15 protein-coding genes are annotated in these 13,972 nt (G+C 63.3%); 7 read left to right on the top strand and 8 right to left on the bottom strand.

What is annotated here, in order from left to right; genetic code table 11:
• Nucleotides 1-123: 123 nt before the first annotated feature.
• Nucleotides 124-1,923, top strand: coding sequence for a translation elongation factor 4 (gene lepA / locus BHD06_RS03770; RefSeq protein WP_080455662.1), 1,800 nt, complete (start codon nucleotides 124-126; stop codon nucleotides 1,921-1,923).
• A gap of 18 nt (nucleotides 1,924-1,941) precedes the next feature.
• On the opposite strand, the gene BHD06_RS03765 is transcribed toward lepA, so the two are convergent.
• Complete coding sequence (locus BHD06_RS03765) at nucleotides 1,942-2,205, bottom strand: hypothetical protein (RefSeq protein ID WP_139784625.1); 264 nt, start codon at nucleotides 2,203-2,205, stop codon at nucleotides 1,942-1,944.
• A 114-nt stretch (nucleotides 2,206-2,319) separates the two neighbouring features.
• Here BHD06_RS03765 and BHD06_RS03760 point away from each other — a divergent pair, with 114 nt between their 5' ends.
• Together BHD06_RS03760 and BHD06_RS03755 are read left to right on the top strand one after the other, a co-directional pair.
• On the top strand, nucleotides 2,320-2,832 hold the full coding sequence (locus BHD06_RS03760; protein WP_080455660.1) for an alkylphosphonate utilization protein: 513 nt from the start codon (nucleotides 2,320-2,322) through the stop codon (nucleotides 2,830-2,832).
• A gap of 64 nt (nucleotides 2,833-2,896) precedes the next feature.
• Entirely contained in the window at nucleotides 2,897-3,142 is a 246-nt protein-coding gene (locus tag BHD06_RS03755; RefSeq protein WP_080455659.1) for a hypothetical protein, read from the top strand.
• A gap of 13 nt (nucleotides 3,143-3,155) precedes the next feature.
• Here BHD06_RS03755 and BHD06_RS03750 read toward each other — a convergent pair whose 3' ends face one another.
• The 3 genes from BHD06_RS03750 to BHD06_RS03740 all read right to left on the bottom strand — a co-directional run bounded on the left by BHD06_RS03750 (nucleotide 3,156) and on the right by BHD06_RS03740 (nucleotide 5,910).
• A complete protein-coding gene (locus BHD06_RS03750; RefSeq protein ID WP_080455658.1) occupies nucleotides 3,156-3,302 on the bottom strand; it encodes an entericidin A/B family lipoprotein in 147 nt (48 codons plus the stop codon).
• A gap of 97 nt (nucleotides 3,303-3,399) precedes the next feature.
• Entirely contained in the window at nucleotides 3,400-4,920 is a 1,521-nt protein-coding gene (gene adh / locus BHD06_RS03745) for an aldehyde dehydrogenase (protein WP_080455657.1), read from the bottom strand.
• 108 nt (nucleotides 4,921-5,028) lie between these two features.
• Nucleotides 5,029-5,910, bottom strand: coding sequence for a helix-turn-helix domain-containing protein (locus BHD06_RS03740; protein ID WP_080455949.1), 882 nt, complete (start codon nucleotides 5,908-5,910; stop codon nucleotides 5,029-5,031).
• 244 nt (nucleotides 5,911-6,154) lie between these two features.
• Between BHD06_RS03740 and BHD06_RS03735 the strand changes: the two genes are divergently transcribed.
• Entirely contained in the window at nucleotides 6,155-6,340 is a 186-nt protein-coding gene (locus BHD06_RS03735; RefSeq protein WP_080455656.1) for a CTP synthetase, read from the top strand.
• A 9-nt stretch (nucleotides 6,341-6,349) separates the two neighbouring features.
• On the opposite strand, the gene BHD06_RS03730 is transcribed toward BHD06_RS03735, so the two are convergent.
• On the bottom strand, nucleotides 6,350-7,108 hold the full coding sequence (locus BHD06_RS03730; RefSeq protein ID WP_080455655.1) for an alpha/beta fold hydrolase: 759 nt from the start codon (nucleotides 7,106-7,108) through the stop codon (nucleotides 6,350-6,352).
• A gap of 90 nt (nucleotides 7,109-7,198) precedes the next feature.
• On the opposite strand from BHD06_RS03730, the gene BHD06_RS03725 reads away from it, so the two are divergent.
• The gene (locus BHD06_RS03725) at nucleotides 7,199-7,573 is read left to right on the top strand and encodes a hypothetical protein (RefSeq protein WP_080455654.1); all 375 of its coding nucleotides are present in this window, start codon (nucleotides 7,199-7,201) and stop codon (nucleotides 7,571-7,573) included.
• Between the two features lie 83 nt (nucleotides 7,574-7,656).
• Here BHD06_RS03725 and glyA read toward each other — a convergent pair whose 3' ends face one another.
• Nucleotides 7,657-8,964, bottom strand: coding sequence for a serine hydroxymethyltransferase (gene glyA / locus BHD06_RS03720; protein WP_080455653.1), 1,308 nt, complete (start codon nucleotides 8,962-8,964; stop codon nucleotides 7,657-7,659).
• 170 nt (nucleotides 8,965-9,134) lie between these two features.
• On the opposite strand from glyA, the gene BHD06_RS03715 reads away from it, so the two are divergent.
• On the top strand, nucleotides 9,135-9,896 hold the full coding sequence (locus tag BHD06_RS03715; protein WP_080455652.1) for an NAD kinase: 762 nt from the start codon (nucleotides 9,135-9,137) through the stop codon (nucleotides 9,894-9,896).
• A 438-nt stretch (nucleotides 9,897-10,334) separates the two neighbouring features.
• Here the strand turns inward: BHD06_RS03715 and BHD06_RS24000 are convergent, their stop codons facing one another.
• Entirely contained in the window at nucleotides 10,335-10,460 is a 126-nt protein-coding gene (locus BHD06_RS24000) for a CIA30 family protein (protein ID WP_217805643.1), read from the bottom strand.
• Nucleotides 10,461-11,270: 810 nt separating this feature from the next.
• Between BHD06_RS24000 and BHD06_RS03705 the strand changes: the two genes are divergently transcribed.
• Complete coding sequence (locus tag BHD06_RS03705) at nucleotides 11,271-11,978, top strand: type 1 glutamine amidotransferase domain-containing protein (protein ID WP_080455650.1); 708 nt, start codon at nucleotides 11,271-11,273, stop codon at nucleotides 11,976-11,978.
• 41 nt (nucleotides 11,979-12,019) lie between these two features.
• On the opposite strand, the gene prpE is transcribed toward BHD06_RS03705, so the two are convergent.
• Complete coding sequence (prpE, locus tag BHD06_RS03700; RefSeq protein WP_080455649.1) at nucleotides 12,020-13,909, bottom strand: propionate-CoA ligase PrpE; 1,890 nt, start codon at nucleotides 13,907-13,909, stop codon at nucleotides 12,020-12,022.
• Nucleotides 13,910-13,972: the final 63 nt, after the last annotated feature.

Below are 13,972 nucleotides of genomic sequence, written 5' to 3'. Positions count from 1 at the left end.
GCCGGGCCGGTGCGGTCAGCCCGCCCCGGCCAGCCTGCCCAGGTGCCGCCAATCCACCGGCATGTGCTTCGGGGCCGCAATCCACCTTGACCAACCCCCCATTCCCATACATATGCGAGAGCCATGACACCGCTCTCGCACATCCGCAATTTCTCCATCGTGGCGCATATCGACCACGGTAAATCCACCCTTGCCGACCGGCTGATCCAGATGACGGACACGGTCGCCGAACGGGACATGAAAGAGCAGTTGCTCGACTCCATGGATATCGAGCGCGAGCGCGGCATCACCATCAAGGCCAACACCGTCCGCATCGACTATACCTCCGACGATGGCCAGCAATATGTGCTGAACCTGATCGACACGCCCGGCCATGTGGATTTCTCCTACGAGGTATCGCGCAGCATGCGCGCGGTCGAGGGCTCGCTTCTGGTGGTCGACAGCACGCAAGGCGTCGAGGCGCAGACGCTGGCCAATGTCTATCAGGCGATCGACGCGGGTCACGAGCTTGTGCCGGTGCTCAACAAGATCGACCTGCCCGCCTCGGATCTCGACCGGGTGGCGGAACAGATCGAAGAGGTGATCGGCATCGACGCGAGCAGCGCGATCCCGGTTTCGGCCAAAACGGGCCAAGGCATCCGCGAGATGCTGGAGGCGATCATCGCCCACCTGCCACCGCCCGCAGGCGACCGCGATGCGCCCTTGAAGGCGATGCTGGTGGACAGCAAATACGACCTCTATCTCGGGGTTGTGGTGCTGGTGCGGATCATGGACGGGGTGATGAAAAAGGGCGACCGGATTCGCATGCTCCAGACCGGGGCGACCTACAATGTCGAACGCATCGGCGTCTTTCGCCCGGCCATGACCGTGGTCGAGGAATTGGGCCCGGGCGAGATCGGATTTATCACCGCGTCGATCAAACAGGTCCGCGACACCCGCGTCGGCGACACGATTACCCATATCAAGCGCCCCTGCGACACCGCATTGCCCGGCTTCAAACCCTCGGTGCCGGTGGTGTTCTGCGGCCTTTTCCCGGTCGATTCCGCGCAATTTGAAGACCTGCGTGACGCGATCGAGAAACTGGCGCTGAACGACGCCTCCTTCAGTTACGAGATGGAAAGCTCCGCCGCCCTCGGCTTCGGCTTCCGCTGCGGCTTTCTGGGGCTCTTGCATCTCGAGGTGATCCGCGACCGGGTCGAGCGGGAATACGATATCGAACTGATCACCACCGCGCCCTCGGTGATCTATCACCTCTACATGAAGGACGGCGAGCGGCGCGACCTGCACAACCCCGCCGACATGCCTGACCCCAGCCATATCGACCATATCGAGGAGCCGCGCATCAAGGCGACGATCCTGGTGCCCGACGAGTATCTCGGCGATGTGCTCAAGCTCTGCCAGGACCGGCGCGGCATTCAGCTTGATCTCACCTATGCGGGTTCGCGCGCGATGGTGATGTATGACTTGCCCCTCAACGAGGTGGTGTTCGATTTCTACGACCGGCTGAAATCGGTGACCAAGGGTTATGCCTCCTTCGATTACCAGCTCGAAGGCTACCGCGCCGACAATCTCGTGAAGATGTCCATCCTCGTCAATGACGAGCCGGTCGATGCGCTGTCGATGATGGTCCACCGCGACCGCGCCGAACAGCGCGGGCGGGCGATGTGCGAGAAGCTAAAGGACCTGATCCCGCGCCACATGTTCAAGATTCCGATCCAGGCGGCCATCGGCGGCAAGGTCATCGCCCGCGAGACCCTCTCGGCGCTGCGCAAGGACGTGACGGCGAAATGCTACGGCGGGGACGCCACGCGCAAGAAAAAGCTGCTGGAAAAGCAGAAGGCCGGCAAGAAGAAGATGCGCCAGTTTGGCCGGGTGGAAATCCCGCAGGAGGCGTTTATTTCTGCGCTGAAGATGGATGATTGAGCGCCGGGTCGCGTAAGGTCAAACACCCCCATACCTTTCGGGCGACATCACGAAATCCGTGCCGTCCCAATACCCCGCATCGCGATGGACCGGCGAATGGGGCCAATCCTGCGGTGCCGCGACCAGCCCGTGCTTCACCGGGTCCAGCCAGCAATAGCGCAGATGCGCCCGGAAATCCGCCTCTTCGCGCAGATGATGCTCCCAGAACCGACGTGGCCAGATACCTGCATCGCCCTTTCGCAGCTCGCTTGGTGATCGCGGTAGGGTGGGATGCCATCCCACCCATTGCACCAATGTCGGCTATCAACCCGCCCCCTCCACGCGACCCCCCTTCCCCCGCCGCCGCATTGCGCCTATAGCTAGGCCAATCACTCCCTTATCCCGGACCCCTCTCCCATGACCTGTGCGCTTTGCTCTGCCGATGCCCCTCTGACCGACACCCCCGTGACCGGTGGCCCGGACGGGGCGAGCGCCGCGCTCTGCGGCACCTGTACGGACCAGATCACGGGTACGCCCGACCCCGACCACTGGCGCTGTCTTGCCGCCGCGATGTGGTCCGAAGACCCTGCGACGCAGGTCCTCGCCGCGCGCATGCTCGCGCGCCTTTCGGAGCACGATTGGGCGCGCGATCTTTCCGCTCAACTCTGGCTCGATGACGATACCCGCGCCTGGGCCGAGAACATCCCCCGCGAGAGCGGCCACCGCGACAGCAACGGCGTGCCGCTGATGCAGGGCGATACCGTGGTTCTGATCAAGGACCTGCCCGTAAAGGGCGCCAGTTTCACCGCCAAGCGCGGCACGGCGGTGCGCGGCATATCGCTTGTCTCCGACAATCCGGCCCATATCGAAGGCCGCGTCGAAGGCCAGCGCATCGTGATCCTGACGGAGTTCGTCAAGAAGCGCGGCTAGCGCACCCCTTGACACGCCCCTTCCTCCTTCACACGTCTACGGAAACAGTGAAAGGAGGACCATCATGGACCGTCTGAGCCTGTATCTCATCCTCGCCACCGGCCCCGTCACCGTCGGCGGGCTTGTCATCGCCGTGCTCGCGATGGGCTACTACACCTGGCCTGCCATAGGCGGGGCTGCCGCCCTGGGCGCGCTCGCCGCCTGGCCGTTGGCCTACCTGATCTCACGCCGGGTCAAGCGCAAGGACCCAAATTTCGATCACACCCGTAAGGGCGGCCTGATCCCCGACCCGTCGAAACCCGAGGTGTGAGGCCGAAACCGGCTTACTCTACGGCCTGTTCCATCGCCTGCCCGGCATTCTGTAGATCGCGGCCAGCGCCCTGCACCGTCTCGCAAGCCGCCAATCCCGTGCAAGCCATAAGCCCGATTATCACCCATTTCGTGGCGCGTTCTCCTGATTCAACGCCCATCCACAGCGCGCCGCGCGGCGGGCCGCAAACGCCATCTCCGAAATAGAAATGGCCGCCGGGTCACCCCGACGGCCGATCCTCGATACACATCCAGCCTTCAGAAAAAGCCGAGCTTTTCGGGGTTGTAGCTGACCAGCATGTTTTTGGTCTGCTGATAGTGGTCGAGCATCATCTTGTGGTTCTCGCGCCCGACGCCCGACTGCTTGTAGCCGCCAAAGGCCGCATGCGCCGGGTAGGCGTGGTAATTGTTGACCCAGACACGCCCCGCCTCGATCGCGCGGCCAAAGCGGTAGGCGCGGCTGCCGTCACGTGTCCAGACACCGGCACCGAGGCCGTACATTGTGTCATTGGCGATGGCCAATGCCTCGGCCTCGTCCTTGAAGGTGGTGACGCTGACGACGGGGCCAAAGATTTCCTCCTGAAACACCCGCATCTTGTTGTGCCCCTTGAGGATCGTCGGCTGCACGTAATAGCCGCCCGAGAGGTCGCCGTCGAAGCGCGCCGCCGCGCCGCCGACCAGCACTTCGGCCCCCTCTTCGACACCGATGGTCAGGTAGGACATGATCTTGTCTTGCTGCTCGGCACTCGCTTGTGCGCCCACCATCGTCTCGGGATCACGCGGATCACCCTGCTTGATCGCCTTCACGCGGGCGATGCAGCGGGTGATGAACTCCTCGTAGATATCCTCCTGAATGAGCGCCCGGCTCGGGCAGGTGCAGACCTCACCCTGGTTGAAGGCAAAAAGCACGAACCCCTCGACCGCCTTGTCAAGGAACGCATCGTCCTGCGCCATCACGTCGGAAAAGAAGATGTTGGGCGACTTGCCCCCCAGTTCCAGCGTGACGGGAATGAGGTTCTCGGTCGCGGCTTGCATGATCTTGCGCCCGGTCTCGGTCGAGCCGGTAAAGGCGATCTTGGCGATGCGCGGCGATTTTGCCAGCGGCGCGCCCACCTCGGCCCCGAAACCGTTGACGATGTTGAGCACGCCCGCAGGCAGCAGATCGTCGATCAGTTCGGCCAGCACCATGATCGCGGCCGGCGTCTGTTCCGCCGGTTTCAACACGATGCAATTTCCCGCCGCCAACGCCGGCGCAACCTTCCACGCCGCCATCAGGATCGAGAAATTCCACGGGATGATCTGCCCCACAACGCCAAGCGGCTCGTGGAAGTGATAGGCGACCGTGTCATGGTCGATCTCGGACATGCTGCCTTCCTGTCCGCGCAGAACGCCCGCGAAGTAGCGGAAATGATCGACCGCCAGCGGAATGTCGGCGGCCATCGTCTCGCGGATGGGCTTGCCGTTGTCCCATGTCTCGGCCTGCGCGATGATTTCGAGATTGGCCTCGATCACATCGGCGATTTTCAGCAGGATGTTCGACCGCTCGGCGGCCGAAGTGCGCCCCCAAGCCTCTTTCGCGGCATGGGCGGCATCGAGTGCCAGTTCGACATCCGCCGCGTCCGAGCGGGCCACCTCGCACACGATCGCGCCGGTGATCGGGGTGATATTCTCGAAATAGCGCCCGTTCACGGGCGGCACGAACGCGCCGCCGATGAAATTGTCGTAATGGGATTTGAAGGGCGCGCCTTGGCAGCCCGCCACCTGTGACATCTCGTTCATTGGGTTTCCTCCGGTTGCCCCCGGTCCTCCGCCGGGGAATGGGGCAAACCTGCGCGCCGCGGCACCCCGCGTCACCCCGTCGCCGGGCGACGGGCAAGCCCACCTGTCTCAGTCCTGAGACAGGTCACCGGTGCTTTCGTTGAGACCAAGCCGCTTCATCCGTCGATAGAGCGTTGCGCGCCCTATGCCCAGCGCGCGCGCGGCCTCGGAGACGTTGCCCCCGGCCCGCGCCAGCGCCCGAATCACCGCCGCACGCTCGGCCTTCTCGAAGCCGCGCGGCCCGTCCTCGCGGCCGAAAATGTCGCTCGCGGGCACCGGGCGGATCGCAGCCGCCTGCCCCAGCCCGAACGCCTTGCGCGCGGCGCGCGTGGCCCCCACGACGATATCATCGCCATCGACGGCCAGCAGCATCGCTGCATCGCTGTCATCGTGATCGGCGTAGAGAATGCGGGCGCGCGGATAGGCGGCGCGGAAATTATCGGCCTCGATCTGCCGCGCGGTCTGCGCCACCATTGCGCCAATCAGCCGGTTGAACGCCTCGGTCTGATCCGACCGCGCCGAGGACACGTCGAGCGCCGCCATGATCCGCCCGTCAGCCCCGTAGATCGGCGCATCCATGCAGCTCATCGCGGTGTTGCGCGCCAGAAAATGCTCGTCGCGGTGGATGATGACACGGCGATCCTCGGCGATACAGGTGCCGATCCCGTTGGTGCCCTCGGCGGCCTCGGACCAGTCCGCCCCCTTCCACAGCCCCCAATCCTCGAAGATCGACGCATCGCCCTCGGCACAGCGTTGATCCAGCACCACGCCCTCGGCATCGGTCAGCAGCACGGCGCAGCCTGAATGGCCCAGCAAACCGAAGAGGTGATCCAGCTTCGGCGCCGCCACTTGCAGGAATTGCTCCAACCCCGCCTGCCGCTGCCGCAAGTCGGTCTCCTCTACCCGCTCGGGCGCGCGCCGCTCGGCGGGGTCCAGCCCGTGCTGTACCATCGACCGCCGCCACGACGCCACCACCCGCGACCGCGCCGGGGCAGAGGCGGATTGCGACTGTTCGAGGACCTTGTTCACATGGCTACGTTTATCGGTGATGGCACGTCCCCCGCATGTCATGATCAGACAAGGATACCCCGCGCGGCCCGCGCCTGTAAATCCAGACTATTGTGACTCAGATCAATGTGCCCGCGCCAAACCGCGCCTAAGACTAGCCGCAACACCCCTCAGACCCGGAGACCCCATGCTGCGCCTTGGCTTCATCCTGCATCTTTTCATCGGCTCCACCCTCGCGGGTTCTGCCGTCATCGCTGCCCTTGTGATCGGGCAGGACACGCTTATCCCGATCCTGATCGCCGCCGCTCTCGGCTTTGTTGCGGCCTTTCCGGTGACTTACGTCGTGACCAAAATGCTTTACGAGGACGATTGATCACCGCATTCAGTCCCCCAGCCACACGCGCACCGCCGCCTCGAACTCGCGCGGCTTCTCGGCATGCAGCCAATGGCCTGCGCCGGGGATCTTGGCGAACTGAGCCGCCGGGAACAGCGCCTTGATCCGGTCGCGATGCGCGTGCCCGACATAATCCGACTCCGCCCCGCTCAGGAACAGGGTGCGCCCACGGTAAGAGCCTGACATCTCGGGAAAGCTCAGGATCTTCGGCATCTCGCGCGCCAGCGTGTCGAGATTCAGCAACCAGCGTTTCCCGGTCACGTCGATCGCCTGCAAGAAAAATGGCACAAGCGCGGGGTTGTCCACCGTCTCGCGCAGTTGCTCAGCAGCGTCAGAGCGCCGCTCGACCCGCGACAGGTCCACGGCTTTCATCGCCTCGATATACTGTATCTGGGTGTGCTCATAGGCGACGGGCGCAATATCTGCCACGATCAGGCTGTTGACCAGATCAGGCCGCGTCAGCGCCAGCACCATCGCCGCCTTGCCCCCCATCGAATGCCCCAGAACGTCGCAGGGGGTGCCGATATCCTCGATGACCTCGGCCAGATCGGCGGCCATGTCTTCGTAAGACTGCGTTTCAAACCAAGGGCTTGACCCATGATTGCGTTGATCGACCGCGACCACGTGTCGATTGTCCGAAAGGCGTTTCGCAATCACCCCCCAGTTCCGCCCCGAGCCATAAAGCCCGTGAACAATCACCAATCCGGGCCTGTCGGTCGGCGCACCATGTTCGATCCGGTTCAACATGGTCCTTGAATATCGCCCCGCCGGATCAATGACCAGCCCCCTTGAGCAGCCAGCAACAGCCCGCTACACTGCCGTCAAAGGGGCGACCAAGTGATTGATACCGAAGCGTTTCAGACAATGGTGGTGCAGCTGCAAACCGCGCTCTCGGACAGGATGCGCCTGCGCGGCGCGACACTTGAGCGGCAATTGCGCCGGGCCGGGCGGCGGCTACCCCGCCGTCAGCGCCGGGCCGGTCAGATCATCCTCGGCGCGCAGGATTGGATGGCCCATCCCAAGCTCGCCCGGATACTGGATTTGTCGAGCGTAAACAACGCTTTCACGGATATGCGTCACTATCTCGACACGCTTGACCCGGACGAGGCGCGCAAGACCGCGATCCTGCGCCTACTGGGGGGTATCGTGCTCAATCTGATACTGTTGGGCGGGCTGATATACGCCTTGATCCGCTGGCAGGGTGCGGGTTAACTTCAACCTGCACACCATTGTTATCAAACAAAAAGCCCCGCGCAGAAATCAAACTGCGCGGGGTTTTCTTTCTGCCCTCCGGCTCAGAGATTCGGATAGAGCGGGAAGCGCGCACACATCGCCGCAACCTCGGCCTTCACCTTGGCCTCGACCGCCGCATTGCCCTCTTCGCCATTCGCGGCCAGCCCATCGACCACCTCGATGATCCAATCCGCGATCTGCCGAAACTCCGCCTCGCCGAATCCACGCGTCGTTCCCGCGGGTGACCCAAGACGTATACCACTGGTAACAGTGGGTTTTTCCGGGTCAAACGGCACGCCGTTCTTGTTGCAAGTGATATGCGCCCGGCCCAATGCCTTGTCGACGATATTGCCGGTGACACCCTTGGGGCGCAGATCAACCAGAACGACATGGGTGTCCGTGCCATGGGTGATCGTATCCAGCCCACCCTTAATCAACTGGTCCGACAGCGCCTGCGCGTTCTTGATAACCTGTTGAATGTAGGTCTTGAATTCCGGGCGCAGGGCCTCGCCAAAGGCCACTGCCTTGGCCGCAATCACATGCATCAGCGGCCCGCCCTGGATGCCCGGAAAGATCGCCGAGTTGAATTTCTTGGCCAGTGCCTCGTCATTCGTCAGGATCATGCCGCCACGCGGGCCGCGCAGCGTCTTGTGCGTCGTGGTGGTCGCCACATGCGCGTGTGGGAACGGGCTGGGATGCTCGCCCGCCGCCACCAGACCGGCAAAATGCGCCATGTCCACATGCAGATAAGCCCCGACGGAATCGGCGATTTCCCGCATCTTGGCAAAGTCGATCTGGCGCGGGATGGCCGAACCACCGGCGATGATCAGCTTGGGCTGATGCTCACTCGCCAGCGCCTGGATCTGGTCGTAGTCGATCAGGTTGTCCTCTTTGCGCACCCCGTACTGCACCGCGTTAAACCACTTGCCCGACTGGTTGGGCGCCGCGCCATGCGTGAGGTGCCCACCGGCATCAAGGCTCATGCCCAGAATGGTATCGCCGGGCTGCAACAGCGCGTTGAACACACCCTGATTGGCCTGACTGCCCGAATTGGGCTGCACGTTGACAAAGCCGCAGCCAAACAGTTCGCAGGCTCGCTCGATGGCGAGATTTTCCGCGATATCAACATATTGGCAACCACCGTAATAACGCCGACCGGGATAACCCTCGGCGTATTTATTGGTCATCACGCTGCCCTGTGCCTCCATCACGGCAGCAGAGACGATGTTCTCGCTGGCAATGAGCTCGATCTCGTCGCGCTGACGACCCAGCTCCTGACGGATCGCGCCAAAGAGATCGGGATCGCGCGAGGCGAGGGTTTCCGTGAAAAAGCCTTGGTCAGCGACTGGCTGATTTCCGTCATGAGGCATGTGAACAACTCCGGCAGAGGGTGAATTTTCGATTTCCTAAAGGAAACTCGTTCGCTTTGGAAGAATGTAAAGCGACGAATCCGCTTGCAGGACCGGCACGTCTGGTCTTGGCGCGGGAATTGTGGTTCGATCCGCGCCAGTGCATCGCCTTTTGGAAACAGGACCCTGGCATGAGCCGCAAGATCGCCTTTGTCGCCAGCGACATGCCCGTCGCGCAAACCGCCCGTGCCGCGCTCATCCATCGGTTCGGCGATGTCCCCGAGGCAGAGGCGGATGTGATCGTGGCGCTCGGTGGCGACGGGTTCATGCTCCATACCTTGCATCGCACGCAGGCGCTTGATGCGCCGGTCTATGGCATGAACCGGGGCACCGTCGGCTTTCTGATGAACGAATACAGCGAAACCGATCTGATCGACCGCCTGCACGCCGCCGAGGAAGAGGTCATCAACCCGTTGAGCATGAAGGCACAATCACGTGACGGAACGATGCACGAGGCGCTGGCGATCAACGAGGTCTCGCTGCTGCGCGCAGGCCCGCAGGCGGCCAAGCTGCGGATCACCATAGACGGGCGATTGCGGCTGGAACAGCTGGTCTGCGACGGCGCGCTTGTGGCCACGCCCGCCGGATCGACCGCCTATAACTATAGCGCGCACGGCCCGATCCTGCCGATCGGCTCGGATGTTCTGGCGCTGACTGCCGTTGCCGCCTTTCGCCCGCGCCGCTGGCGCGGGGCGCTGATCCCCAAGACCGCCAAGGTCCGTTTCGACGTGGTCGACCCAGACAAACGCCCGGTCATGGCCGATGCCGACAGCCGTTGGGTGGAAAGCGTGCTCTGGGTGGAAATCCGCTCGGAGACCAGCATCGCGCATCGCATCCTGTTCGATCCCGGTCACGGTCTTGAAGAGCGACTGCTGCGCGAACAGTTTACATAAAGCCACCTTGAATGCCGGAATACCTACAGCTTTGACCGTATAACTTTCACAAACCTGATCAATAACACCAGATCCACCGGAACGACAGATCCGCCTGATGATCACGCCCACAGGTCACCGCCGCGAGGCTGGTCACGGATGCAGTATCCGGTGTGGCGCGCAAAAGCGCGCCGGACGGGGCGAACGCAGAAAGGAGAATGCGCACCTCCCGCCAGTCATCACCGGTCTCGAATCTGACCTGGTAATATTGCCAGGGCAGCACCGTACCCCGCGTCCGCAGATGCACGACATACCGTCCCCCGGTCTCTTGTCCCGCACGACAATGCCCTGCGCACGCTCACGCAGGCCCGCGTCGCGCGGCACGTGCGCCTAAAGGAAAACACCGCGATTGCCGGTGCTGACCGTGCCGGTCCGGCGCAGATAGCGGCTCTCGTCTGATCACTCGATCCGCGCCTCGCCCTGGGAGACGCCGCCCATCACCTGATCGCTGATGCCGCGATAGCTGTCGAACTGCGGCGCGGCAAATTCGGCAATAGCAGGCTCGGCACGCGACGGATCGGGCATGACACAGACCAGACAGTCAGAAAGAGCTATGAAAACAAGGCGTATCACGACCTCCTGAGGGACAGATAAGCCGATCGCACCCGGCGAAAAGAGGCAGTGTTATCGGATATCAACCGCGCGATATTGCCTGACCGTGGCCCCCGGACGCAAACTCGTCTCACCTGCCAAGCGCAGGTTCCTGACAAGCAATTCGAAAGGGAAAGCAGTCATGCGGCTGGCAAACTGCCTCAGGTTACTCCTTCTCGGAGCTTCGATCGTCATGGGACTCGTTGTGTACGAGGATCGCGAGACGCTGAGACAAGGCGATCCAGGCGCGTTGACAAGTCTGCTTCCCAGTCCCGTCGAAGTCATGGTTCTGAGCGGGCAGCGGTCCTAGACCGCACGGCTCTTCCCCTGCCCGGCCTGCCGGGTTTCCGGCCCCCGCGCGCACAAGCCGCGCGGGGGTCTTCTCGTCTCGACATGGCAGAGCCGCCGTGCGTGAGGCACCTGGAAAGGCCAATCCGGCGGATGTCCGCCGCGTCGCAGCCTCCGGGGGTTAAAAGACCCGCGCGCCTGCTTAGGTCTAAGGCTATGGCACAGAGTTACACAGCATTCGGCACAATCCTGCATGGCCCGGGGTTTGGTGGCCTGGGCCGCGCTGATGCTGCCTGGCCGCGCCATCGCGATCCGGCATCTGAGGGCACGCAACGTCTGTCTCGTGATCGCATCGCAGAAAGCCTGACGTGACGGTCCGCGTAACACCGGCCGCGCCAACGCCTGCGACCGGGCATCCCGCACCCACCTGAATCGAAATGAAAAGGAGCGTTCACAATGACACGCATACTGATGATCCTCACCTCCTGTGACAAGATGGGACAGGACGGCGCGCCGACCGGCTTTTACTGGGAAGAAATGGCGATACCCTACTGGACCTTCCGCGATGCAGGCTATGAGGTCGATCTCGCCAGCCCGCTTGGCGGCCAGTCCCCGGCGGACCCGTCCTCGGACGATGATCCGGCCGCACGCTCAGACGCCGTGACGCGGTTCGTTGAGGACACGCATGCCATGCAGGCCCTGAGCGACACCGCCGCCGTCAGCAAGGTTGACGCCTCGCGCTATGACGCGGTGTTCCTGCCCGGCGGGCATGGCACCATGTGGGATCTGCGCCAGACGCCCGCCGTCGCCAAGGCGGTCTCGACCATTTATGAAAACGGTGGCGTCGTCGGCGCCGTGTGCCACGGTCCCGCCGGGCTCATCGAGGCGACGCTGAGCGACGGCACCCCGCTGATCAAAGGGCGGCGCATCAACGGATTCACCAATTCCGAGGAGCGCGCGGCAGGCCTCTCCGATGTCGTGCCTTACCTGCTCGAAGACGCCCTGCGCAAGCAAGGTGCCGAGTTCGAATGCGGGGTCGAGGATTTCTGCGGCTTCGCCCTGCGTGACGACCGGATCGTGACCGGGCAAAACCCCGATTCCTCTGCCGGGGTGGCCGAGTACATGCTGGCCGCCTTGCGCGATACGGACCGCGCGGCGGCCTGATCCCCCTGCGCGCGCCGGGTCAATTCCGGCGCGCGCTTCAGTTATTTCGCCAGCCCGATGCCCTGCAGCGCCGCCCTGATCTCGTCCAGAATGGCCGGATCGTCGATGGTCGCGGGCATCTTGTAATCTTGATTGTCGGCGATCTTGACCATGATCGCGCGCAGGATCTTGCCCGAGCGCGTCTTGGGCAGACGGTCCACCACCACCGCCATCTTGAACGCCGCCACCGGACCGATCTGGTCGCGGATCAACTTGACGCATTCGGCGGTGACCTCTTCATGCGGGCGGTTCACACCACTGGTCAGACAGACGAACCCGACCGGGGCCTGCCCCTTGAGCGTGTCGCTCACTCCGATCACCGCGCATTCGGCCACATCCGGGTGGCTGGCCAGCACCTCCTCCATCGCGCCGGTGCTGAGGCGATGACCGGCGACGTTGATCACGTCATCGGTGCGCGCCATAATCCACAGATAGCCGTCCTCGTCCTTCATGCCCGCATCGCCGGTCTCGTAATAACCGGGAAACGTAGTGAGATAGGACTTGCGATAGCGATCCTCGGCGTTCCACAGCGTCGGCAGCGTGCCCGGCGGCAGCGGCAGCCTGACGGCGATAGCACCGAGTGTTCCGGGCGGCACCTCGTGCCCGCCCTCATCGAGGATTTGCACATCATAGCCCGGCATCGCCACGGTGGGCGAGCCGACCTTGACGGGCAACGCCTCGGTCCCGACGGGGTTGCCGGCGATCGTCCAGCCGGTCTCGGTCTGCCACCAGTGGTCATAGACCGGTACACCCATCTTGTCGGCGGCCCAGTTGATCGTGTCGGAATCGGCGCGTTCGCCCGCTAGATAAAGGGCACGCAGGCAGGAAATGTCATAGTTTGCCAGTTCCCTGGCCTCCGGATCGACCCGCTTGATCGCGCGGAACGCGGTGGGCGCGGTAAAGAAACTCCTGACCTTATGTTCGGAGATCACCCGCCAGAACGTGCCCGCGTCGGGCGTGCCCACCGGCTTGCCTTCGAACACGATGGTGGTGTTGCCATGGATCAGCGGCGCGTAGCAGATATAGCTGTGGCCCACGACCCAACCCACATCGGACGCGGCCCAGAAGACATCGCCCGGATCGACATTATAGATGTTCTTCATCGTCCAGTTGAGCGCCACCAGATGCCCACCGGTGGGTCGCACCACGCCCTTCGGCGCGCCGGTGGTCCCGGAGGTGTAGAGGATATAGGCAGGATGATTGCCCTCGACCGGCACACACTCGGCGGGCTCGACCCCGTATTGGAAGGCGTGCCAGTCGTGATCGCGCCCTTCCTCCAGATGCGCGACCTCTTCCTCGCGCTGGAAAATCACGCAAAAGTCGGGCTTGTGCGCGGCCTGCTCGATGGCCCCGTCCAGAAGCGGCTTGTAATGCACCACTCGCCCGGGCTCGATCCCGCAGGAGGCGGCGATGATCGCCTTGGGCGTGCAATCGTCGATCCGCACCGCCAGTTCATGCGCGGCAAAGCCACCAAAGACCACCGAATGCACCGCCCCGAGACGGGCACAGGCCAGCATCGCCTCCAATGCCTCGGGCACCATCGGCATGTAGATGATGACGCGATCGCCCTTTCCCACGCCCTTGTCACGCAGCGCCCCCGCGAGACGCGCGACGCGGCTGCGCAGCTGCGCATAGCTGATCTTCTGCTTGATGCCGGTCACCGGGCTGTCATGGATGATCGCCGCCTGCGCGCCGCGCCCGGCCTCGACATGCCGGTCCACCGCGTTCCAGCAGGTATTGACCAGCCCGTCGCTGAACCATTCGTAGATCGGGGCGGTATCGTCAAACAGCGCCTTGGAGGGTTTCTTCACCCAGTCGATCTTGTCGGCCTCTTCCATCCAGAAGCCTTCGGGGTCCGCCAGAGAGCGGGTGTAAACCTCATTGTATCCCATCGTATCCTCCTCCGATCCGTTGCATATGTGTTACGGATCACCCTGCCCTCGGGCAAGCGTCAT

This window comes from Roseovarius sp. A-2, assembly GCF_002072155.1.
Classification (GTDB): Bacteria; Pseudomonadota; Alphaproteobacteria; order Rhodobacterales; family Rhodobacteraceae; genus Roseovarius.
Note: the sequence above shows the minus strand (reverse complement) of the source record. Positions and strands in the feature narration are given on the sequence as shown.

Bases quoted from the DNA above. Each gene is read 5' to 3' on its own strand.
- lepA (WP_080455662.1), top strand. From the start codon at position 124: ATGACACCGCTCTCGCACATCCGCAATTTCTCCATCGTGGCGCATATC.
- BHD06_RS03760 (WP_080455660.1), top strand. From the start codon at position 2,320: ATGACCTGTGCGCTTTGCTCTGCCGATGCCCCTCTGACCGACACCCCC.
- BHD06_RS03755 (WP_080455659.1), top strand. From the start codon at position 2,897: ATGGACCGTCTGAGCCTGTATCTCATCCTCGCCACCGGCCCCGTCACC.
- BHD06_RS03750 (WP_080455658.1), bottom strand. From the start codon at position 3,302: ATGGGCGTTGAATCAGGAGAACGCGCCACGAAATGGGTGATAATCGGG.
- adh (WP_080455657.1), bottom strand. From the start codon at position 4,920: ATGAACGAGATGTCACAGGTGGCGGGCTGCCAAGGCGCGCCCTTCAAA.
- BHD06_RS03740 (WP_080455949.1), bottom strand. From the start codon at position 5,910: ATGGTACAGCACGGGCTGGACCCCGCCGAGCGGCGCGCGCCCGAGCGG.
- BHD06_RS03735 (WP_080455656.1), top strand. From the start codon at position 6,155: ATGCTGCGCCTTGGCTTCATCCTGCATCTTTTCATCGGCTCCACCCTC.
- BHD06_RS03730 (WP_080455655.1), bottom strand. From the start codon at position 7,108: ATGTTGAACCGGATCGAACATGGTGCGCCGACCGACAGGCCCGGATTG.
- glyA (WP_080455653.1), bottom strand. From the start codon at position 8,964: ATGCCTCATGACGGAAATCAGCCAGTCGCTGACCAAGGCTTTTTCACG.
- BHD06_RS03715 (WP_080455652.1), top strand. From the start codon at position 9,135: ATGAGCCGCAAGATCGCCTTTGTCGCCAGCGACATGCCCGTCGCGCAA.
- BHD06_RS24000 (WP_217805643.1), bottom strand. From the start codon at position 10,460: ATGCCCGATCCGTCGCGTGCCGAGCCTGCTATTGCCGAATTTGCCGCG.
- BHD06_RS03705 (WP_080455650.1), top strand. From the start codon at position 11,271: ATGACACGCATACTGATGATCCTCACCTCCTGTGACAAGATGGGACAG.
- prpE (WP_080455649.1), bottom strand. From the start codon at position 13,909: ATGGGATACAATGAGGTTTACACCCGCTCTCTGGCGGACCCCGAAGGC.